The 19220-nt window shown below is 51.7% G+C and carries 21 protein-coding genes; 14 read left to right on the forward strand and 7 right to left on the reverse strand.

Annotated features, from left to right (window positions below; translation table 11 throughout):
- Window positions 1-49 precede the first annotated feature (49 nt).
- From rpoH to HCH_RS02650, 6 genes are all read left to right on the forward strand, one after another.
- A complete protein-coding gene (gene rpoH, locus HCH_RS02625; RefSeq protein ID WP_011394555.1) occupies window positions 50-904 on the forward strand; it encodes an RNA polymerase sigma factor RpoH in 855 nt (284 codons plus the stop codon).
- Window positions 905-991: 87 nt separating this feature from the next.
- A complete protein-coding gene (locus HCH_RS02630; RefSeq protein ID WP_011394556.1) occupies window positions 992-1882 on the forward strand; it encodes an NAD(P)-dependent oxidoreductase in 891 nt (296 codons plus the stop codon).
- Window positions 1875-2642: a hydroxypyruvate isomerase gene (gene hyi, locus HCH_RS02635; RefSeq protein WP_011394557.1), complete on the forward strand. Its 768-nt coding sequence runs from the start codon at window positions 1875-1877 to the stop codon at window positions 2640-2642. Before HCH_RS02630 ends, hyi begins: the two co-directional genes overlap by 8 nt.
- Window positions 2643-2775: 133 nt before the next feature.
- Window positions 2776-3582: a co-chaperone DjlA gene (gene djlA, locus HCH_RS02640; RefSeq protein WP_011394558.1), complete on the forward strand. Its 807-nt coding sequence runs from the start codon at window positions 2776-2778 to the stop codon at window positions 3580-3582.
- A gap of 71 nt (window positions 3583-3653) precedes the next feature.
- On the forward strand, window positions 3654-4334 hold the full coding sequence (locus tag HCH_RS02645) for a response regulator transcription factor (protein ID WP_011394559.1): 681 nt from the start codon (window positions 3654-3656) through the stop codon (window positions 4332-4334).
- A gap of 106 nt (window positions 4335-4440) precedes the next feature.
- Window positions 4441-5754, forward strand: a complete 1314-nt coding sequence (locus HCH_RS02650; RefSeq protein ID WP_238384960.1) for a sensor histidine kinase — start codon at window positions 4441-4443, stop codon at window positions 5752-5754.
- A 63-nt stretch (window positions 5755-5817) separates the two neighbouring features.
- Here HCH_RS02650 and HCH_RS02655 read toward each other — a convergent pair whose 3' ends face one another.
- Together HCH_RS02655 and HCH_RS02660 are read right to left on the reverse strand one after the other, a co-directional pair.
- Window positions 5818-6114 carry a hypothetical protein gene (locus HCH_RS02655; RefSeq protein WP_011394561.1) on the reverse strand — a complete coding sequence of 99 codons (297 nt, stop codon included), beginning with the start codon at window positions 6112-6114 and terminating at the stop codon, window positions 5818-5820.
- 134 nt (window positions 6115-6248) lie between these two features.
- On the reverse strand, window positions 6249-6905 hold the full coding sequence (locus HCH_RS02660) for a TetR/AcrR family transcriptional regulator (RefSeq protein ID WP_011394562.1): 657 nt from the start codon (window positions 6903-6905) through the stop codon (window positions 6249-6251).
- 626 nt (window positions 6906-7531) lie between these two features.
- Between HCH_RS02660 and HCH_RS02665 the strand changes: the two genes are divergently transcribed.
- The 4 genes from HCH_RS02665 to HCH_RS02680 all read left to right on the forward strand — a co-directional run bounded on the left by HCH_RS02665 (window position 7532) and on the right by HCH_RS02680 (window position 9882).
- Window positions 7532-7879, forward strand: coding sequence for a hypothetical protein (locus HCH_RS02665; protein ID WP_158304919.1), 348 nt, complete (start codon window positions 7532-7534; stop codon window positions 7877-7879).
- 29 nt (window positions 7880-7908) lie between these two features.
- On the forward strand, window positions 7909-8412 hold the full coding sequence (gene greB, locus HCH_RS02670) for a transcription elongation factor GreB (protein WP_011394565.1): 504 nt from the start codon (window positions 7909-7911) through the stop codon (window positions 8410-8412).
- A 24-nt stretch (window positions 8413-8436) separates the two neighbouring features.
- Window positions 8437-9402 (forward strand): VanZ family protein, encoded by a 966-nt coding sequence (locus HCH_RS02675; RefSeq protein WP_148212449.1) that lies wholly within the window; start codon window positions 8437-8439, stop codon window positions 9400-9402.
- A gap of 168 nt (window positions 9403-9570) precedes the next feature.
- Window positions 9571-9882, forward strand: a complete 312-nt coding sequence (locus HCH_RS02680; protein WP_041598378.1) for a hypothetical protein — start codon at window positions 9571-9573, stop codon at window positions 9880-9882.
- A gap of 21 nt (window positions 9883-9903) precedes the next feature.
- Here HCH_RS02680 and HCH_RS02685 read toward each other — a convergent pair whose 3' ends face one another.
- The gene (locus HCH_RS02685; RefSeq protein ID WP_011394568.1) at window positions 9904-10221 is read right to left on the reverse strand and encodes a site-specific integrase; all 318 of its coding nucleotides are present in this window, start codon (window positions 10219-10221) and stop codon (window positions 9904-9906) included.
- A gap of 195 nt (window positions 10222-10416) precedes the next feature.
- Window positions 10417-10689: an acyl-CoA-binding protein gene (locus HCH_RS02690; RefSeq protein ID WP_041598379.1), complete on the reverse strand. Its 273-nt coding sequence runs from the start codon at window positions 10687-10689 to the stop codon at window positions 10417-10419.
- A gap of 129 nt (window positions 10690-10818) precedes the next feature.
- Between HCH_RS02690 and HCH_RS02695 the strand changes: the two genes are divergently transcribed.
- The 3 genes from HCH_RS02695 (at window position 10819) to HCH_RS02705 (ending at window position 13640) form a co-directional block, all read left to right on the forward strand.
- A complete protein-coding gene (locus HCH_RS02695; RefSeq protein WP_011394570.1) occupies window positions 10819-11301 on the forward strand; it encodes a DUF4442 domain-containing protein in 483 nt (160 codons plus the stop codon).
- A 166-nt stretch (window positions 11302-11467) separates the two neighbouring features.
- Window positions 11468-13288, forward strand: coding sequence for an ABC transporter ATP-binding protein (locus HCH_RS02700; RefSeq protein WP_238384961.1), 1821 nt, complete (start codon window positions 11468-11470; stop codon window positions 13286-13288).
- Window positions 13289-13328: 40 nt separating this feature from the next.
- Entirely contained in the window at window positions 13329-13640 is a 312-nt protein-coding gene (locus tag HCH_RS02705) for a DUF2007 domain-containing protein (RefSeq protein WP_011394572.1), read from the forward strand.
- A 6-nt stretch (window positions 13641-13646) separates the two neighbouring features.
- Here the strand turns inward: HCH_RS02705 and HCH_RS02710 are convergent, their stop codons facing one another.
- Window positions 13647-15899: an ATP-dependent helicase gene (locus HCH_RS02710; RefSeq protein ID WP_041598380.1), complete on the reverse strand. Its 2253-nt coding sequence runs from the start codon at window positions 15897-15899 to the stop codon at window positions 13647-13649.
- A gap of 437 nt (window positions 15900-16336) precedes the next feature.
- Here HCH_RS02710 and HCH_RS35145 point away from each other — a divergent pair, with 437 nt between their 5' ends.
- The gene (locus HCH_RS35145; RefSeq protein WP_420794868.1) at window positions 16337-16450 is read left to right on the forward strand and encodes an HNH endonuclease; all 114 of its coding nucleotides are present in this window, start codon (window positions 16337-16339) and stop codon (window positions 16448-16450) included.
- A gap of 203 nt (window positions 16451-16653) precedes the next feature.
- Here the strand turns inward: HCH_RS35145 and HCH_RS32060 are convergent, their stop codons facing one another.
- Both HCH_RS32060 and HCH_RS02720 read right to left on the reverse strand, forming a co-directional pair.
- Window positions 16654-17484, reverse strand: coding sequence for an abortive infection family protein (locus HCH_RS32060; protein WP_011394574.1), 831 nt, complete (start codon window positions 17482-17484; stop codon window positions 16654-16656).
- Between the two features lie 1005 nt (window positions 17485-18489).
- Window positions 18490-19107, reverse strand: a complete 618-nt coding sequence (locus HCH_RS02720; RefSeq protein ID WP_041598381.1) for a hypothetical protein — start codon at window positions 19105-19107, stop codon at window positions 18490-18492.
- Window positions 19108-19220: the final 113 nt, after the last annotated feature.

Below are 19220 nucleotides of genomic sequence, written 5' to 3' on the forward strand. Positions count from 1 at the left end.
TCATCAAGTGCTATATTTTCACGTCGAGTAAGATAATTGGAGATTTTGAATGGGTACCAGTTTACGGCCTGTAGAAATGCTTGCTCCAGTAGGGAATCTGGAGGGATACGTTCACGCGGTAAACAGCATTCCTGTTCTCAGCGCTGAAGAAGAGCGCGAATTGGCGGAACGTTTCCACCAAAACGAGGACTTATACGCAGCCAGACAGTTAGTTATGGCTCACCTTCGCTTTGTGGTGCATATCGCCAAGAGTTATTCCGGATATGGTCTGTCTCAGGCTGACTTGGTCCAGGAAGGGAATATTGGATTAATGAAAGCGGTTAAACGCTTCAACCCTGAGTTCGGCGTTCGTCTGGTTTCTTTTGCTGTGCACTGGATTAAGGCGGAAATTCACGAATTCATATTGCGTAACTGGCGTATCGTCAAAGTGGCGACCACCAAAGCGCAACGCAAACTGTTCTTTAACCTGCGCTCCGCCAAAAAGCGTCTGGCATGGTTGACCAATGATGAAGCCAAAGCCGTTGCGGAGGACTTGGGCGTCGATACCCACGTCGTACGGGAAATGGAAAGCAGGCTGGCTGGACAGGACACGTCTTTTGACGCAGGCGCGGATGAAGACGATGAAACGGCGTTCAAGGCTCCTGCAAACTATTTGGAAGACCGCCGTTATGATCCGGCGATGATGCTGGAGAATGAAAACTGGGAAGAAGACTCCAACAGTCGTCTCCACGACGCGTTGACCCAGTTGGATGAGCGCAGCAAAGACATCATACAAAAGCGCTGGTTGGCTGAAAACAAAGCCACTCTGCATGAGCTTGCTGATGAATACGGCGTCTCCGCTGAGCGTATACGCCAGTTGGAAAAGAATGCGATGAAAAAGGTTAAGCTGATGCTTGAAGCATAAGCGACGCCAGCTATTGAAAAAAACCGCCGTATGGCGGTTTTTTTTTTGCAGTAATTCCGCCGCCCACTTTTGGAGGAAACAATACCCATGCATATCGCTTTTCTTGGCCTCGGCTTGATGGGCGCGCCCATGGTGGAGAATTTGCTGGACGCTGGTTATTCGCTAACGCTATGGAATCGCACGCGGTCGAAAGCCGAGGCGTTTATTGGGCGGGCGCACATTGCTGACGAGCCTGCGCAGGCTGTCGAAAAGGCGGATGTCGTTATCCTGATGCTGGAAAATGGTCCGGTGGTTGACGACATCCTGATGCGGCAGGGCGTTGCAGATGCTGTTGCGGCAGGGGCTTTACTCATCGATATGGGCTCTGTTCCGCCTTCTTTACCGCGTAAGCATGCTGCTTATCTGAAAACAAGAGGTGTGGCTCACTTGGATGCGCCAGTCTCAGGCGGGACCGTGGGGGCGGCGCAGGCGACTTTGTCGATCATGGTTGGAGGAGAGCGCCGTCAGTATGACAAAGCCCAGCCTGTCTTCAGGGCGTTGGGTAAGGCCACTTACATTGGTCCTCACGGCGCTGGACAACTGGCGAAGCTCGCCAACCAGGCGATTGTGGGAATCACCATTGGCGCTGTGGCGGAAGCTTTGATGTTGGCCGCTAAAGGCGGCGCTGATCCGGTGGCCGTGCGCGAGGCGTTGCTGGGGGGATTCGCATCAAGCCGTATCTTGGATTTACACGGTCGCCGAATGCTGGAGCGCGACTTCCAGCCAGGAGCGACAGCCAGAGTGCAGCACAAAGACTTGACCATGATCCTCGATGAGGCCAGAGCGGAAGGACTGACGCTGCCTCTCACCGGACAGGTTTTCGAGGAGTATCAGGCCTTGCTGGAAGCCGGGTATGAGAATGTGGACCACAGTGGGCTATTGCTGCACTTAGAAGCGCTTAATCAGGTTCGTCTTGATGGAAGACGGAAAGATGCCTAAGTTCGCCGCCAACCTGTCCATGCTGTTTGTGGACGTACCTATGGAGGAACGTTTCTCCGCGGCGGCTCAAGCTGGCTTCACAGGTGTGGAAATACAGTTCCCTTATGCCTGGGATAAAGCGTTACTGTCCGCCAGAAAACAGAGTGCAGGAGTCAGTGTGGTTTTGCATAACTTACCTGCTGGCGATTGGGATGCCGGCGAGCGGGGCATCGCATGCATTCCGGGACGGGAGAAAGAGTTTCGGGAAGGGGTGGCGTTAGCTATTGCATACGCCAAAGCGCTAGGCTCTCCCAGGTTGAACTGTCTGGCGGGGATAAAGCCGGCGGCAGTAAGCGATGAACAGGCATGGTTCACGCTGATCGAGAATTTGCGCTATGCGGCGCATAAGCTGGATGAACAAGGCATTGTGCTGACATTGGAGGCGATCAACAGTCTGGATGTCCCCGGTTTTCTGATAAGCAGCACGGACAGCGCGCTGCGTGCGATTCAGCTGTCAGGCGTGAAAAATATTGAATATCAATATGATATCTATCATATGCAAGTGATGGAGGGGGATTTGGTGCGGACCATCAAGCACCATCTCGATACCATTGGACATATTCAGTTCGCCGATAATCCAGGGCGTCATCAACCAGGGACTGGTGAAATTAATTTTGCGTACGTTTTCTCCCAGCTTGACGAAATGGGTTACCAAGGGTGGGTCAGCGCAGAGTATATTCCCCTCGGAAACACGCGGGAAACGCTGGAATGGTTGCATTAGTCGGCGCCGCCCCCAAATTACTAAATCTTAACTGGGCGTTTATTTTCCCGATACCTAGACTACGCAATGGGTAAATAATGAACTACCAGCTTAATAAATTAGCATCAGACGACGATTGGAGATTTGGAATTTAATGGGCTGGTGGGGAAAAGTTATTGGCGGCGCATTTGGATATGCATTAGGTGGTCCCTTAGGGGGGCTGCTCGGCGCGGCAATCGGACATAGTTTTGACGTCGGCGTACAGCGGATCGAGTTGGCGCCGCCGAATTGGGGCGCAGGCGACCAGGAGCGGGTGCAAACGGCCTTCTTCACCGCCGTGTTTAGCGTAATGGGGCATGTGGCCAAGGCTGACGGACGCGTCAGTGAGGTGGAAATACAGGCGGCGCGCCACATCATGGCCGGCATGCAATTGAATCCGGAACAGGAAAAGTTGGCGATCGAACTGTTCAATCGCGGTAAACAGCCGGAATTCGACCTGCAAGCAGTGCTACTTCAGTTCCGGGATGAATGCCATCGTCGCGCCAACTTACTGCAGATGTTTTTGGAGATATTGCTGGCGACAGCGCTGGCGGATCAGGATCTGCACGCCAACGAACAACGTATACTGCGTGAAGTGGCTGAAACACTGGGATTCAGCCGTCATCAATTTGAAGGCTTGCTGGCGATGGCTATCGCCAGACAGCGATACGCCCAGGAAGGTTTCCACGCCGGCGCGAAAGAAAAGACGCCGAGTCTATCGGACGCATACGCCGCGCTGGGAGTGAATGAAAACTCTACTGATGATGAAATTAAGAAAGCCTACCGGCGTCTGATGAGTCAGCACCATCCGGATAAGCTGGTGTCGAAGGGCCTGCCGGAGGAAATGGTTAAGATAGCGACGGAGAAAACTCAGGAGATCCGCACCGCCTACGAGCAAATCAAGCGGGCGCGGGGCAGGTGAGTTCAGACGCTGTTGGCAAGGAACTTCTGTTTCTGTAGTGGTATCAGGTAGTGAAGAGACGGGGATGAAAAATGCGAGTTTTAGTTATTGAAGACGATAAAGATGTAGCTGCCTATCTGAGTAAGGGACTCAAAGAAAGCGGATATGTGGTGGACGCCACTGACAACGGAAAAACCGGCCTGCATATGGCCACAACCGAAAGTTATGATCTGCTTCTTGTGGATCGCATGCTGCCGGAGCTGGATGGTTTGTCCGTCGTGCGCATGTTGCGCGCGGGCGGCTCCAAAACCCCGGTACTGGTGCTGAGCGCGCTTGGCGAAGTCGACGATCGTGTCCAAGGTTTGCGCGCCGGCGGCGACGATTATCTGGTTAAACCCTTCTCTTTCAGCGAGTTATTGGCGCGTATCGAAGCTTTGCTGCGTCGTTCCCAGCAGCAACAGGACGTGGTCACTACTCTGAAAGTGGCGGATCTGGAAATGGACCTGTTGGCGCGAACAGTCAAACGCAACGGCTTGTCCATTGACTTGCAGCCGCGAGAATTCCGTTTGTTGGAATACTTTATGCGCAATCCCGGTCAGGTTCTGACGCGCACCATGTTGCTGGAGAAAGTGTGGGATTATCACTTTGATCCGCAAACCAACGTTATCGATGTTCATATCAGCCGTCTGCGGGCCAAGATCGATAAGGATTTTGAGACACCCTTGTTGCACACCATTCGTGGAGCAGGGTACGTCCTACGTGAAGCTGCCTAAGCTATTACGCACCTCGGCATTTCAGTTCGCAATATTGTACATGCTGCTCTTCGCAGCCTCTGTACTCTTCCTTCTAGGCTTCATTTACTGGGCGACGGTGGGTTTCATGTCCGCCCAGTTCGACGAAACCATCCAGGCTGAGATTCAAGGATTGGCTGAGCAATACCGGCGGCAGGGGCTGCGCGGCATGGTCAGCGTCATGAATGAGCGTGTACTGAACGATCCTCAAGGCGAATCATTGTATCTGCTGGTCAATTCCGACCTGCAGCCGCTGGCGGGCAATCTGAATGAATGGCCGGCATTGGTGGAGGATGAAGACGGTTGGATCGGTTTTTATTTGAACCGCTCAGGAGGCCGCTTCGCAGCCCCTCATATGGCGCGCGCGCGAGTGTTTACGCTACGGGGTGGATATCGCTTGTTGGTGGGGCGGGATATTTTTGATCTGTTTCGGGTGCGGGAGTTGATAGAGCGCTCTTTGACTTGGGGCGTAGCCATAACTCTTGGCTTGGCGTTCCTGGGGGGCGTCGCGTTGGCGAAAAGTACGCGACGACGAATTGAGGCGATTACCCACACCAGCCGGCAGATTATGCAGGGAAATCTGTCCTTGCGCGTCCCTGTGCGCGGCTCTGGCGATGACTTCGATGAGTTGGCGGATCACTTGAATCGCATGCTGGACCAGATTGAGGCCCTGATGGCGGGAGTGCGTCACGTCTCTGACAACATTGCACATGATCTGCGAACGCCATTAACGCGTGTGCGTAGCAGGCTGGAGTTGTTATGCCAGAAAGACTTGCCTGAAGACGCCCGCGGCGTGGTGCAGGAAATCATCGGCGAGGCGGATCAGCTATTGCAGACGTTCAATGCGTTGCTGCGTATTGCGCGCATCGAGTCCGGCGGCTACAGCGCTAATTTCTCCGAGGTGGATCTGCATGGTTTGGTGGCGGACGCGGTAGAGCTTTATGAAGCGCTGGCGGCGGATAAGTCGCAAACGCTATCGCTGGACCTTGCTCAGGGCATCATCGTAAAAGGCGACCGTGACTTACTGTTCCAGGCCATCGCCAACTTGCTGGATAACGCCATCAAGTATACGCCGGTGAACGGCAACGTCGGCGTGAGACTGCGTGCTTTTGACCAAGCCGTCATCAGCATATGGGATGAGGGCCCCGGTATCTCAGAGGATGAGCGTGACAAGGTGGTGCAGCGGTTCTATCGGGTAGACAAGACACGCGGACTGCCAGGCAACGGATTGGGTTTGAGTATGGTGAAGGCTGTGTGCGAGATGCACAAAGGCGCATTGGAATTGCGTGATAACCAACCAGGGTTGCGGGCGGAGATGAAGCTGCCTTTACCCAAAGCGCTGCCGGCTGCGACAGCCACGGAGCAAGAATCAGCAGGGAAGACGCCGGCGCTACCGGGCTGAGGATAAGCTCAGAGGATAAAGCGCCCCTTTATCCTCTATCGAAGCCTGTTTTCTGTAAAAGAATCAGTTTAGACGGGATCTTATCAGGCTCAAGGTCTGCTTGAGCGGATAGGCGGCCGTTTCCAAAGTCGTATTCACAAGGCCTTCCACTTGTTTGCGCGCCCGCTCAATTCTGGCTTTCTGCACGCCTACGCGAGCGCTAATGCTATCCAGTTCGCCTTCAAGGTGTTTTTGCTCCGCCATGATGTAGGCCAGGACGGCGTGGCGGTTTATCTTGTCAGTGACGCCGTAATGTTCCAGTTGGTAGCCGATATAATCGAGCCCGTTCAAAGCATTATTGAGAATATCTTGGGTTTTCATGATGAATTTTTCCCTGGGCTGTCCGCTAGGATAGGTGATGGAAGTTGTGCAGAACCTACCTGCAAAAAATAGAGGGGACAACCTAATTTTTCCATTCTCAGCAACGGGTTGTAAGTCCGCCCGGGTGCTGTTGATTAACTCTGCTGCGCACGGTGGCGGTCCACGAAGCGCTGTAGTAATAAATCCAATATATGTTCGTAAGTTTCCAGCGGCGTATCCGTCAGATAGGCGGTGTTGCCTGTCAAATGCAGGCTGACCATGCCATGCAACAGACTCCATAGCTCGATCAACATGGTGCGACGCTGATCGCTGGATGCATTTAAGCCAACTCGATCCAGAACAGATTGCAGGCAAGTCTCTGCAAAATTGGCCACTTCCATGGAAAGCGCATATTCCTGATTGGACAGAGGCTCAATATCCGTCCCTTTATACTCTCTGAATTTAGGCGCGTGGGAAGAGAACATCAGCTCGTAGTGCTCAGGCTGGCTGAGGCCAAACTCAATGTAGCCGCGCATGATGGCGCGTCCACGGGAAATGGCGTCCTGCTCCGCTTCCGCTCTTTTCATCAGATAAGCGCGTAGCTTGCTGAAGCCCTGAATCATCAGGGTGACGTAGATTTCGTCTTTGCTTTGGTAGTAGTTGTAGAGGTTCGGCGCGGTCATGCCGAGGGCTTTGCCAAGCCTGCGCATGGTGAGGGCGGCGAATCCTTCCTGAACGATGAGGCGCAGGGCCACATCCAGAATATTCCTTTTAAGTTGTTCAACTTCTTCGGGGGGCCTGACTGGGCGCATTAGCTCTATCTAACCTGGGGTATTCCAATTGCATCAGATTAGTTCGTGACAATAACAGTGGCTGAACCCTAAATTCAACTACTGAATGCAGGAAAACGGGAATTTTTTATGATGAAAGTCAAGTATCCCTGAATTTCTCGTGAAAACAGAAAGTTAAGTCATATCTAGAGATCTTTTCGCCCTTTAAAAAAGGTTAATAATTAATCCACCTTGAGGCAATAAGCCATCCCGTAGTCTTAGCTCCAAGGATGGTGAAAAGAAGGTTTCACCCAAACGCGCAAAGCACAGTGTTTTAAGTTTGTTTTTTGTTATGTGCTTGTTGACGTAGTTGTTGTCCTGCCCTTGAGTGTTGTTTTTTTTAAGAGCGTTAGCCACTGCCTAGATTATCCCCTGTTTTGCAGGGGATTTTTTTTGTCCGCCGCGATAGAATTTGACCCTGTATCAGCGCTTTCGCCCCCTTACTTTATTATTGCGATAGAACGAGGGCTGCATGGCGTCAGTCAACTTACTATGCATAAACGGCAGTTAATTTTCTTATGACGTTGAATTTCCGGGCAGTCATCCTAGGGACTGTTTTTGATATTGGCGGCTCATTCATCGCTTTCAACATAATTAGCGGTTTTTATTTGGCGATGCTGCATGCGGGAGGCGCTACCAAGGAGGACCTGGAGGCGCTGATTGGCAATCCCAGCGACGCATTTGGATTAATGGCGCTTCTGATGGGCGTAGGCATTGCATTTGATGGCTTGGCGGGATATCTGACGGCCAGGATGGCGGGCTACCTTGAATATTGGCATGTCTTGGCTATGTGGGGGCTGTTGACTGTCATGCAGTTCGCCCTCAGTTCCGGAGGCGGAGAGAGCGACGCGGTGTCTATTCCTTCGTATGTGGTCATAGTGGGCTATTTCGGCGGATTGATTGCAGCTTTCAGTGGCGCTTATCTCTTCAAAAAAGGCAAGCGCGGCTCTCCCTGAGCGCGCCGAGTCCAGCGTGAGAATTTAAGATGAGTCGTTACCGTCCCCCCGGCCCACCCAAAGCCCGTTATATTACGTCGGAAGGCGAACGCGTATTGCGGGAGGAGCTGCAGTATTTATGGAAAGTAAAACGTCCGGAAGTGACTAAAGCCGTATCCGAAGCGGCCGCTATGGGCGATCGCAGTGAAAACGCCGAGTACATCTACGGCAAAAAACAATTGCGGGAAATAGATCGTCGCGTCCGCTATCTGACCAAGCGTTTGGATGAACTCAAGGTGGTGGATCGACCGCCGGAAGATCAGAGCCGCGTCTATTTCGGGGCATGGGTGACATTGGAAGACGAAGAGGGTGATGAACACCGTTACCGCATTGTTGGGTCTGATGAGATCGGCGCTCAAAAAGGCTACATCAGTGTTGACTCTCCTATGGCGAAAGCGCTGTTGAAGAAGCAGGTGGACGATGAGGCGATAGTGACGACGCCTTCCGGCAGAAAGTCTTATTTTGTAATTGAAATTGAGTATTGCGGCGCTTAACGCCTTTAGTTTCGCTGGGTGACTATGATGTATGCGACTGCGCCAGAGGCGTCTGTTCAGAGAAGTAAATTTCATTGGATGTTCGGTCTGGCGTTTGTCGCCGGCCTGTATTTATTGTTCGCGGATGTGGGGCCTCACAAAAGCTCCTCTATGCTGTACAACGCGTTATGGGATTTCGGCCATGTCGTCTGGACCGCCGTAGTGGTGGCTTTGGCGCTGCGTCTGCCGCAGATACGCCGATTCGGCGCCAATAGGCTGTGGTTGCTGACGCCTGTGGCGGCGTTTATATTCGCCGGCGTTGTGGAGTTAATTCAGGCGAAAATCGGCCGCTCGCCTTCCTGGGGAGATGTATTCGCAGATGTCGCCGGCGCTCTGATGGGATTGATGCTGGTGATGCCGGCGGAGGGCGTGCGCCACCGCTTTTTCGTCGTGCTTCGTTGTCTTTTGGCTATAGCCGCTTTTTTATACACATGCTTGCCCGTGGCGAAGGCGGTAAACATTTCACTTCATCAAAGTGCAGAGTTTCCGGTGCTGGCGGACTTTGAAACCCCCCGCGATCGTCAGCGCTGGACAGGGCGGGTGATCAAGCTTACCCGTGAGCAGGCGAGCCACGGCGAACAGGCGCTTTATATTGAACTGCGCAAGCAGGATGTATTCCCCGGCGCTTCCTTCATCGAATTTCCACGTGACTGGACAGGCTATTCCAAATTAGCGCTCTCCGTATACGCAGAGAAGGACATGCACGTGGCCATTCGTTTGGACGACGGTTTTTATCTGGATATGCCGACAGATAAATTTGAAGACCGGGTCAATATCCGTCTACAGGCTAAGAAAGGATGGAATCATTACACCCTGGATTTTGACGAGTGGACCATGACTAAGTCCGGTCGTCGTCTGGACGTTGCCGATGTGCGTAATTTCTTCATCTTTACGACCCATGATTACGGCGCCAAGTGGATGATTGTCGATAACATCCGCCTGGAAATGTAAATCCCCCTGTGAACTTGGTCACGAATGACGGCGAAAGGCGGTGAACCCGCCTGCATCGTCAATAGAATAGAACGACACCCTGTTCAATATTTGCTGGGGATCGTCATGTTCACAACAAGAAAAATATTATTGTCTGTTATTACTTCCTTTTGTTTCTGTAGTCAGGCTATGGCTGCGGAGGGCGCTGCCGTTCAGACGGGATATAAAGAAAAGTCGACGCTGGAAAACTTTCCACTGCAGTCTCTGGACCCCTCTGCTTTATCCGCTGCAGTAATCGGCGGCTCTTTGGACGCTCCGACGGCGGGAGAAGAGACCGAAGCCCCTTTTGAATTGAAAGAGAGCTCTGCGCAAGCCGAAAAACGGGAAACACAGGATGAGTTTCGGGCGTTGTCCGTTCCCACTGACACTCCACAGCCTCGCTTCACGCCAGTGACGCCGACGACTCATAATTACGACTATCTGATTACGACAGAACGCTGATTGCAGGCCGGATGTCTCTCGTTAGGCGGGCTGCATATCGTCCAGGTCCGGCAATGGTTTTTTAAGCACATCCTGATACATGAAGCGCAGTGCTTTCAACGCCTGTTTGCAGCGTGCGGGCGAAGCGCTCAGCGTCGTGGCGACATAACGCAGAAAGCGACGCACGTCTTTTTCTCCAAGCTCTTTCGGGCTGCGATTATGATTAAAGGATATGAAGCGATAAATCCAATGCAGGTAGGAGTGCTCGGTGCGGGGACTGAAGCCCTGCGATTCAATCGCCTGCTTCAATTGGCAGATAAATTCAGGTTCGTTCGGCAACAGTAATTCAGCAGTTTCCATTACGATAACCTCGCTGGTTCTTCTTTTTATAATTATCAGTAAATTCTATTACAACGAAATGTTGCCTGCAAAGATGGTTTGATGAAGCTTTTGCAAACTTTTGCCGGTTAAATTTTTTGTTAGTTCGGGTGTTGAAAAGGCGTAATCTGGGGAGTGACAAGGGAAACGAACACAGCGTCGTTTCCCTGCAAGCGCTTAGCTGTAGCGCTTTTTCAAGTCGGCGATCACGTCGACATAACGTTGCATCGCTTCATCTTTGGAAACCCCTTGCAACTTTGACCAGGCGTCGTATTTTGCGCGTCCCACGAAATCCATCATGCCGGGGCGGGAGCCGCTGACATCGCCTTCGCTGGCCTGCTTATACAGCGCATACATTTCCAGCTTCATTTCATTGGAGGGAGAGAAGTCGCCCTCGGCGGTTTTGACGTAATTGAGCGCTTCTTCGAACGCTTTTTGTAAGTCACTCATTGCATAGTCCTTAACTGTTTGGGTGTGAAAGGGCATTATAGCCCGGCGGCAAAACTGACTGAAGGTCATTTACCCCCTCTGTGATCGGTTTCGTCGCCTGGGGGCCAATAATAAACGCAGGTTAAGAACATGAATAAATTAATGTCTATTGTCAGCAAAATTAATTTGTTGCCGGAGATCGCCCGTAGCAGAGCCTTGACTCTGTTTTTCGGGAAGGTGGTGAAATACGCGGGAACCACGGGAATTGTAGTAGAAGAGCTTACCGGGCATCGCTGTATCATTACGCTGAAAAATCGTCGCGCGGTGCGGAATCACATTGGTTCCGTGCATGCTGTCGCCAATGCGCTGATTGCAGAGTCAGCCACGGGCTTTTTGGTGGGGATGAACGTGCCGGACCACGCTGTTCCAGTTATTAAAACCATGAAGCTGGACTATGTGAAACGGGCGAAAGGCGACATGCGCGCAGAAGCCCATTTGACAGAGGAGCAGATACACGCCATTCAGACGCTTGAAAAGGGCGAGGTCACGGTGGCGGTCGCTATTACCGACAGTGAAGACAAAGAGCCGGTTATGGCGGAAATGATCTGGGCCTGGACGCCTAAGCGGCGCTGATCGGCTCCCGACGCTAAAGTCTATGGGCGGCGGACGAGATGCGGCTAGCGCCCGCCAGGCCGTCGCACTAGAATGGAGTCATCGCAACAGGCGTCTGCGTCGCCGTTCTGGCTGTCGCCCAGACGCTTTCCATTGCGTTTGCTCGTAGTAAGTCGCGGAGGACATTTTGCCAGACCAACAACGCCATACTGACCGCACTGAAGCCGCCAACGAGAGATATGACTGGCGGCGAATCCGGAATATGGTGCTGGCGTACAGACCGCAGTTGGCGAGGGCGAATCTGATTGCGGTGCTGGCCACATTGGCGGCGGTGCCTGTGCCGCTGCTGCTGCCTTTGCTGGTGGATGAGGTGCTGCTGGAGCAACCCGGCCCAGTCATTGCGCTGATCAACCAGTATTCACCTGAGACTATACATGGGGCGGCGTTTTACATTGGCGTCATGGTGTTCGCCGCATTGGTCTTGCGCACGTTTTCTCTACTCATGAATGTCTGGCAGGGCAGGCAATTCGCCAGTATCTCGAAAGATATCATTTGCCGTATCAGACAGGATCTATTGAGCCGCCTCAGCAGTATTTCCATGGCCGAGTATGAAGTCATGGGGAGCGGCGCGGTGGCGTCCCGTTATGTGACCGACCTCAATACCATCGATCAGTTCATCGGCAGTTCGGTCAGCCGTTTGCTGGTGGCGTTGCTGACGATAGTCGGCACTGCGGTGGTATTGTTGTGGGTGCACTGGCAGCTGGCGCTGCTGATTCTGTTTTTCAATCCCTTTGTTATTTATTTGACTACGCGTCTCGGCAAAAAAGTCAAAGAACTCAAGCGCCGGGAAAACCAGGCGTTGGAGCTGTTCCAGGAGGCGCTGACGGAAACGTTGGATGGGATTCATCAGATTCGCGCCGCTAACCGTGAGCAGCACTATATCCGACGACTGCTGGATCACGCCTGGGGCGTTCGTAATCATGCGGTGCAATATGAATGGAAGAGCGACGCCGCCAACAGAGTCAGCTTTATGCTGTTCCTGTTTGGCGTGGACCTGTTTCGCGCCGCCGCCATGCTGACGGTGTTTTACTCCGATCTGAGTATTGGTCATATGTTTGCGATATTCGGCTACCTCTGGTTCATGATGGCTCCGGTGCAGGATATTCTGAGCATGCAATACAGTTTCTACGCCGCCAATGCTGCGCTGGGGCGGATTAATCAGTTGCTGCAGTTGCGCCAGGAACCGGTTTATCCGCCGCAAACCAATCCTTTCGCAGGAAAAAGAACCGTCGCGCTGGATGTGGATAATGTGCATTTTTCCTATGGCGATGGGCCAGACGTGCTGCAGGGCGTCTCTTTGCATATCAATCCAGGGGAAAAGGCGGCGCTTGTCGGCGCCAGCGGCGGGGGGAAATCCACCTTGGTTCAGGTGTTACTGGGGATGTATTCGCCCTCCCGGGGCTCCGTCAGTTTCGATGGCGTCCCAATTCAGCGAATCGGACATCATCGGGTGCGGGAGCATGTCGTCACCGTATTGCAGCATCCCACCTTGTTCAATGACAGCTTGCGTCAGAATCTTACGATGGGACGACCACACACGGATGCGCAACTCTGGCAGGCGCTGGAAGTGGCGCAACTGAAGTCGGTGGTGGAGAACTTGCCGGACGGGTTGGACACATTGGTGGGGCGGCAAGGCGTCAGGCTGTCCGGAGGGCAACGGCAGCGAGTGGCGATCGCCCGGATGATTCTGGCTGATCCGCAAGTGGTGATTCTCGATGAGGCCACGTCGGCTTTAGATGCGGAAACCGAGTACCACCTGCATCGGGCGCTGGCGGACTTCCTTGATCAGCGCACCACACTGATCATTGCTCACCGCCTCAGCGCTGTAAAGCAGGCGGATCGCGTCTATGTATTTGAAGACGGCCGCATTGCCGAGGAAGGCAAACATGAAGAGTTGTTGCAGCAACGAGGGCTGTATGCGCAGCTTTATGGCGAGCGTCAGCACTGAGCTGGCCTCTGACGATATTTGGCGATGAAAGGAGAAGCACGTGCGTCAGGTCTATGAAGCCGCTAATGTCTTGGAAGCCCACATGATTAAAGGCGTACTGGAGCAATCCGGCGTTACGGGATTTATCGACGGTGAGTTTCTGCAGGGAGGAATGGGAGAATTGCCGGCGGCGGGGTTGGTGAGGGTTTCCGTTAACGACGTGGATTACGAGCAAGCGCGCTCAATTCTGCGGGATTGGGAAAATTCCCAAGTGCAAGAGGCGCATACGCCAGCCAGTCACTTTACCGGGTGGATCGGCATTTTTCTATTTGGCTTCATCACTGGACTGGTGACCGCGTTTTGGTTGATGTAATTCGCGTCATCCACCCAGTGAACTGAAATACAGGTGGGCGCTTTTCTTGCTGAAGTTCATTCTGCGTCCATCCTCAAACTCCACTTGAAATGCATCGTCGAGATCAGCGATGACTTCTCCTTCACCCAGAATGCTGTGGCGAACCCGGTCGCCGGACCAGATTTGCTCCGGCTCACTGGCTGCGGCTTGCGCCGGCTGCTCATAGTTAACGTTGTGCCAGTCAAGATAGCGAGTGGCGATGGGCGTCAAACGCTGTCCCGATTCGTAATGGGCTGAGTCGTTGGCGTCAGTCTGTTTGCGCTGATCCAGAAACTCCCCCACCGCCATGGAAACGTCCATGCAGGCTTCTTTTACAAAGCGGCTGGGCTTGTCATCTTTGCTGAGCGCGGTCTTGTCGTTCAGTGTCGGAGTAAACAAATACAGGGCCTCTTTGGCCCGGGTCATGGCCACATATAGCAGACGCCGTTCCGCCTGCAGGTGGTCAACGATGTCTTCGCCGCCGCGCATACTGTAAGGAAGATATTGTTCATTCAGCCCGATGAGCATCACCACGGGCCACTCCAGACCTTTGGTGCGATGCATGGTGGATAAGGTGACGCCGCCCTGTTGTTTTTGCGCACTGGCCAGACGTCGCAGCTCATCGAAATGTTGCAGAGTCTCCAGCGAAGGTAAGTTCAGCGTGGCGAGATAGTGCTCAACGCCCAGCACGTTATTAATGCGCTCGTCAGCAGTGTCATGAGTGAGGGCAAGTTCTTCAAGTGTCTTGAACAACTCGGTATCGTCAATATAAAAACGCACAATGTCCGCTGCTGAGCCTTTCATTTTCGGCAAGAGACTCCAGGCTTGAGCAGTGCGTTTCAATTTGCGTTTTTGCAGGGCATGCAGTGAGTCAGGAATCCACTCCAATAGCTGATCGCCCCAGTGAGCGTCGTGTTGCGCCAGTATATGCGCCAGCTCGCGCAGCGTGTCGTCCTTCAGTCCCACATGAGGGAAGCGCAGCAGACCGGCGAGCACTTCCGCCCGTTTGTTTTCCTCAAGCATACCCAGCCGCCCAGAGGCCATTTCCAGAACATACTGAATATGCATGACTTCCCGATTCGCCAGAGCGCCTTTATCTCCATCAATACGATAGGGAATGCGATGGGCCAGAAGAGCCAGCTCAACGGGCACGGCCTGAGACCATACTCTGAACAGAATCGCGATATCTTCCGGTTCGCCGCCGCCGTTAAGTAACCGTCCTAATTGCAGCACCAGTTGGCGGGTTTCATCTCCGCCTTGCAGAACGTTGACGTCCGTGGAGGGCGTCCCCTTGTGAGAGCGACACAGAAGGTCCTTGCGCCCGTGATTGTGAGTAATCAGGTGGTTGGCGAGCAGGGCGACTTTATGGCCGTAGCGAAACGTATACGAAAGGGTGAACTCACGAGGGCTTTCAAACTCTTCCGCGAAACGGTTAAGAATAAACTCCGGCTGGGCGCCGCGAAATTCGTAGATGGTTTGATCGGGGTCCCCTACCACAGTGACCCTGGCGCGCGCGCCGGCGATATAACGTAGCAGTAAGTGCTGAATTTCATTGGTGTCCTGATATTCGTCCACCAGGATTACATCCATTTTATCCGCCACCAGTTTCACCAGATCCGGCGATTCCTGCAAACATTTCACTGGTTCGTAAAGCATGTCGGCGAAGCTGATGCGCGAATGCGACTTGCGCCAGGCTTCAAAGCTGTTGACGACTTCAATGAGAAACGCCAGCTCTTTGCGATATTCCAGTTGCTCGAAGACCGTCTGCAATGGCAACAGAGAGGTTTTGCTCATGTCCAACAGGCGGGAAGCCAGCTCGATATATTCCTTTTTATTGCGCTTGACGCTGTCCTGATGCGACTCAGGGGCATGCCGACGCAGCAATTGCCAGAGCTGGAAATGAATCTCCTGATCCGACAGAACCTGGCCAACAAAGGCTGGCAGTACGCCTTCGCGGATGAAGCGCTGGTAAAGGCGTAACCCCATGGCGTGGTAAGTGCGAACTTCAGGCTGCTCGCGATAATGCGTTCCCGCGACTTGGCGTAATTTGCGCTCGAAGTCTTCCTTGGCGGCGCGGTTGAACATCAGTATCAAAATGCGGCGAGGGTCATGTCCCTGGTCCATCAGATGATGGATGCGGTGGGCGAGGGTGGTCGTTTTGCCGCTGCCGGCGACGGCGGTGATAACGCTGTGCTCAAAGCCGGACTGAATGATCCGCTGCTGCTCTTCGGTTAACTGCATGCTCGCCTGATGGTGATGGTTGGGGAAACCGGGCTCATGGCCCCTGATCGAGGGGGTGATTAAAACATGATGAGTCATATAAAGTTGTTGTTTTTCAGTATATTACGCTTGTCATTTTCCGCTATCACCCCGGTTATCGTAAATCTGGTACACCACTGGGACATTTTCTGGCTCGGTGGAAATATTGAGCAAGATTATTATTTCTCTGTAGTGTGTCGGACACATCCGGATTTTACAGAATTGGTCTATGGATAACATCATCGGCTTTCAAGGAAAGCTCTCCACGTAATAGCTGCTTTTACTCAATCTCTAACCACCAAACCATGATCTTAGTTGGTCTGCGCGGCCATGGCCGGCAATGGCACAAGTTTAAGGCGGCGAGATAACTACTTGTGTCAGGTCTGCTTAAGGCAGGGTGAACCAGTGTGGCCAGTGAGGTGGATCACATCTGGCCAAAGGCGAGAGGCGGCGACGATCAAGGCAAAAGCCTGCGGGCAATTTGTAAGGGCTGCCATCGGTGCAAAACAACTAATACGCGGCAATGTATTTAGTGAACTATCATATTTTTACTTGGCCAAATAAAAATATGAGGAGGATTTATGGGCATAGACGAAGCTGCGGAGGCTAGCTCTGATGAAGAGATTATTGCAATAGGTTCTCATTTCAATTTGGATGGGCTATCACGCACGAAAGGCAACTTGGAGCGCAGCGGAAAACTAATCCGTGTGCTTGCGCTTGTTATACAAAATCTCTACTACCCTCTCTGTATACAGTCTTGAATGTACCTAAAAACGGTATACATCGCGTTAACAATGGCGGTTGCTTCAGGGACATCTAGCAAGTCATTCACATGTGCGAGGCTCGCCCTATTTCTGAGCGTAGAAAAGGCGTCAATTGATGCAGCAAACGAATTAAGGACTTTAGTAACGTCTTCAGCCCTATGACCTGACGCTTGCAATGCCGGATGAAACTGTCGAAGTTGCTTGAATGCTTTGGATGCCGTAGGGTCACTGGGAAGATCAATTTGATTGTCGGTACAAAGTTGCACCAAATATCCATGGAGTGCAGTATGCGCACGATCAATGGCGCTTGAAGAATCCACTGTGCCGATTAAAGCCTTCGCGTCTCCCAAAGCTCTTATCACCGAAGTCGAAATAGATTCACTGAATTCTGGCGCAGCAACACTGCCAGCTGTTTGATTTAACTGACCATCAACAACTTGATAATGGTCCTGGTTTTTAAGCAGAATCTGATTGATATGCTGCACCGTTGGGACAGTAGCGCCACTACGCTCTAGCTCTTCTAAAGTCTCATATACAGCAGCGATAAAATTAGGAGCATCTTGTGCTGCATTCTGAGCCAGTCTGGACATATCAGACTCGGCCCAGTCAAGCGAAGAACTGCGGGCATAATAATCACCAGAAACTTTGCACAAGTGCTGTTTAAATACTTCAATTATTCGCTGCCGATCCATTGCCCCCGATACTTTTCTGATCAATGAAATAAAATCATCTACAGACAGATCACTGAGTGGTGTCGTTGAGCCCATGGGAAATCTAAGCTCACTTGTCATTTGAAGCGGCATCAATTGTCCTCCCTATTTTGTATATCGCGCATGCGCATTGCCCCATTCCAACACTTTGAAGATAGTTCCTCTAGCCCACTGATTCCAGTGCAAAAAATCCCGCGAAGTCAAACTACCTCATTTACGAAAAACTTTGCGCACGCATATACACTTGCTTGGGGGCTCGTTATCACAACGGGCTAGATCCCAAGTTATTGAATAGAAGCACTTTTCAGGAAAACTTCATCGAAAAGCCGAGCCATTTGGTACGACAAAGCGTAATTAACATTATAGAAAACAGCGAGCTATAGTTGAGGAGTAGCCCTCCGTGTGAGGGTGTGGCATGAAACGTATCGTCTAGAGATTAGGGCATGGAGACAGCATAAGTCGCCCCCGCGAGAGGTGATTTTTCTCTCACTTACAATTCAAAACGCCTCAAAAACCTTCAATAGATGAAATTCAGCACTTAGGCGTCAGTGCTTCCAGCATAAGGGGTTCCCCGTTTTCCGACTTTCCCTCCACAAAGTATTTTGCAAAACCCGCAGGCGTGGGGAGGAGTGAATTTTTCGGTTTATTAAGGGCTGTATGTGCTTGGCTGCTCTAGTTATTGTCTTACTTTGGATAAGGTCCAAGCGCCTGAGATCACCGGAAGAGGAAAAGGCAATGGATAAACATTAACCAAGTTACCCCCATTTCGTCGCTACACTTATTAGTTGATCCCAAGTATCTACCGGAATAGCTAAGCGAACGCCAAGCATTGCTAGGGATTTGCGGGCTTATAAACCGCATTTCGACAGGCAATACCATTTAACACCAGCACGATGGAGTCTATCGAGTAAACTCTCATTAGCATAAGCAACCCCCTACAAGGCTCCAAAGAGCATACGGACATTAGGTCTTTAAATGAAAGCGCCCTGGGAATCTCCAGGGCGTAGTAGTGCGGAGTATGGAAACTGCTGTTATCAATTGGATAGAAATAACAAAATTTTGTCTTGCTTTAAGAGACGAAATAAGACGAGGTAGGTATTACCCCCTCATCACCGCTCCCATAGAAATCAATAGCTTTGGTCGAGCACGGTCCCTAGGCTTCATATAGGTAGCATTTATCTCATCCTCATCTTCAACTGATCTGGGTTTTCTTATATCTGACATAGTATAGCGGCCATCAATAACCCAATTACGCCCTCGACTATCGGTTACTGACTCTCCGTTAGATCCGCGAAACTGCATGTAAGCCACATCAGGTAAATATGCGGCCATATATCTTGTAAAGCTCTCTAGGAAACGTTTAGTGACTCCATCCGGGTGCGGGGCTGCCGAAAAGCAAGAGTGGATAGTTACTTTTACAATATTCTTGCGTCTTAGCAATATCGGACTATCGGTATCTACAACAAGAAACTTTGCAAGGTCCTGCGCTTTAAAATCACCAACTTGAACCTGATTGCCATGAGCAACAATATGAATCTTTTTGTCATCTTTCGATGCCGTTGATTGCATATATTCAAGATATTGAGCCTGCATAACTATATTGGCATCATACTCTTTATTATTTCTTATCAGCTTATCACGAATGTTTTCAGCATCTTTTATGAGTTTTTGACGCGACTCGGGGGGCTCATCCCCATAAAAAAATACTAGGATCATTTATTCAACTCCTTGAATTTGTGTTACAGAAGCTGTGGCTAGAGGCAATTAGTAACTACCTCCAATAAGTAAAGCGTAAATCCAAGCACTAAGCCGTCAGCTATTTAGTCATA

This window comes from Hahella chejuensis KCTC 2396 (assembly GCF_000012985.1).
Classification (GTDB): domain Bacteria; phylum Pseudomonadota; class Gammaproteobacteria; order Pseudomonadales; family Oleiphilaceae; genus Hahella; species Hahella chejuensis.

Bases quoted from the DNA above. Each gene is read 5' to 3' on its own strand.
- rpoH (WP_011394555.1), top strand. From the start codon at position 50: ATGGGTACCAGTTTACGGCCTGTAGAAATGCTTGCTCCAGTAGGGAAT.
- HCH_RS02630 (WP_011394556.1), top strand. From the start codon at position 992: ATGCATATCGCTTTTCTTGGCCTCGGCTTGATGGGCGCGCCCATGGTG.
- hyi (WP_011394557.1), top strand. From the start codon at position 1,875: ATGCCTAAGTTCGCCGCCAACCTGTCCATGCTGTTTGTGGACGTACCT.
- djlA (WP_011394558.1), top strand. From the start codon at position 2,776: ATGGGCTGGTGGGGAAAAGTTATTGGCGGCGCATTTGGATATGCATTA.
- HCH_RS02645 (WP_011394559.1), top strand. From the start codon at position 3,654: ATGCGAGTTTTAGTTATTGAAGACGATAAAGATGTAGCTGCCTATCTG.
- HCH_RS02650 (WP_238384960.1), top strand. From the start codon at position 4,441: ATGTCCGCCCAGTTCGACGAAACCATCCAGGCTGAGATTCAAGGATTG.
- HCH_RS02655 (WP_011394561.1), bottom strand. From the start codon at position 6,114: ATGAAAACCCAAGATATTCTCAATAATGCTTTGAACGGGCTCGATTAT.
- HCH_RS02660 (WP_011394562.1), bottom strand. From the start codon at position 6,905: ATGCGCCCAGTCAGGCCCCCCGAAGAAGTTGAACAACTTAAAAGGAAT.
- greB (WP_011394565.1), top strand. From the start codon at position 7,909: ATGAGTCGTTACCGTCCCCCCGGCCCACCCAAAGCCCGTTATATTACG.
- HCH_RS02675 (WP_148212449.1), top strand. From the start codon at position 8,437: ATGATGTATGCGACTGCGCCAGAGGCGTCTGTTCAGAGAAGTAAATTT.
- HCH_RS02680 (WP_041598378.1), top strand. From the start codon at position 9,571: ATGGCTGCGGAGGGCGCTGCCGTTCAGACGGGATATAAAGAAAAGTCG.
- HCH_RS02685 (WP_011394568.1), bottom strand. From the start codon at position 10,221: ATGGAAACTGCTGAATTACTGTTGCCGAACGAACCTGAATTTATCTGC.
- HCH_RS02690 (WP_041598379.1), bottom strand. From the start codon at position 10,689: ATGAGTGACTTACAAAAAGCGTTCGAAGAAGCGCTCAATTACGTCAAA.
- HCH_RS02695 (WP_011394570.1), top strand. From the start codon at position 10,819: ATGAATAAATTAATGTCTATTGTCAGCAAAATTAATTTGTTGCCGGAG.
- HCH_RS02710 (WP_041598380.1), bottom strand. From the start codon at position 15,899: ATGCAGTTAACCGAAGAGCAGCAGCGGATCATTCAGTCCGGCTTTGAG.
- HCH_RS32060 (WP_011394574.1), bottom strand. From the start codon at position 17,484: ATGCCGCTTCAAATGACAAGTGAGCTTAGATTTCCCATGGGCTCAACG.
- HCH_RS02720 (WP_041598381.1), bottom strand. From the start codon at position 19,107: ATGATCCTAGTATTTTTTTATGGGGATGAGCCCCCCGAGTCGCGTCAA.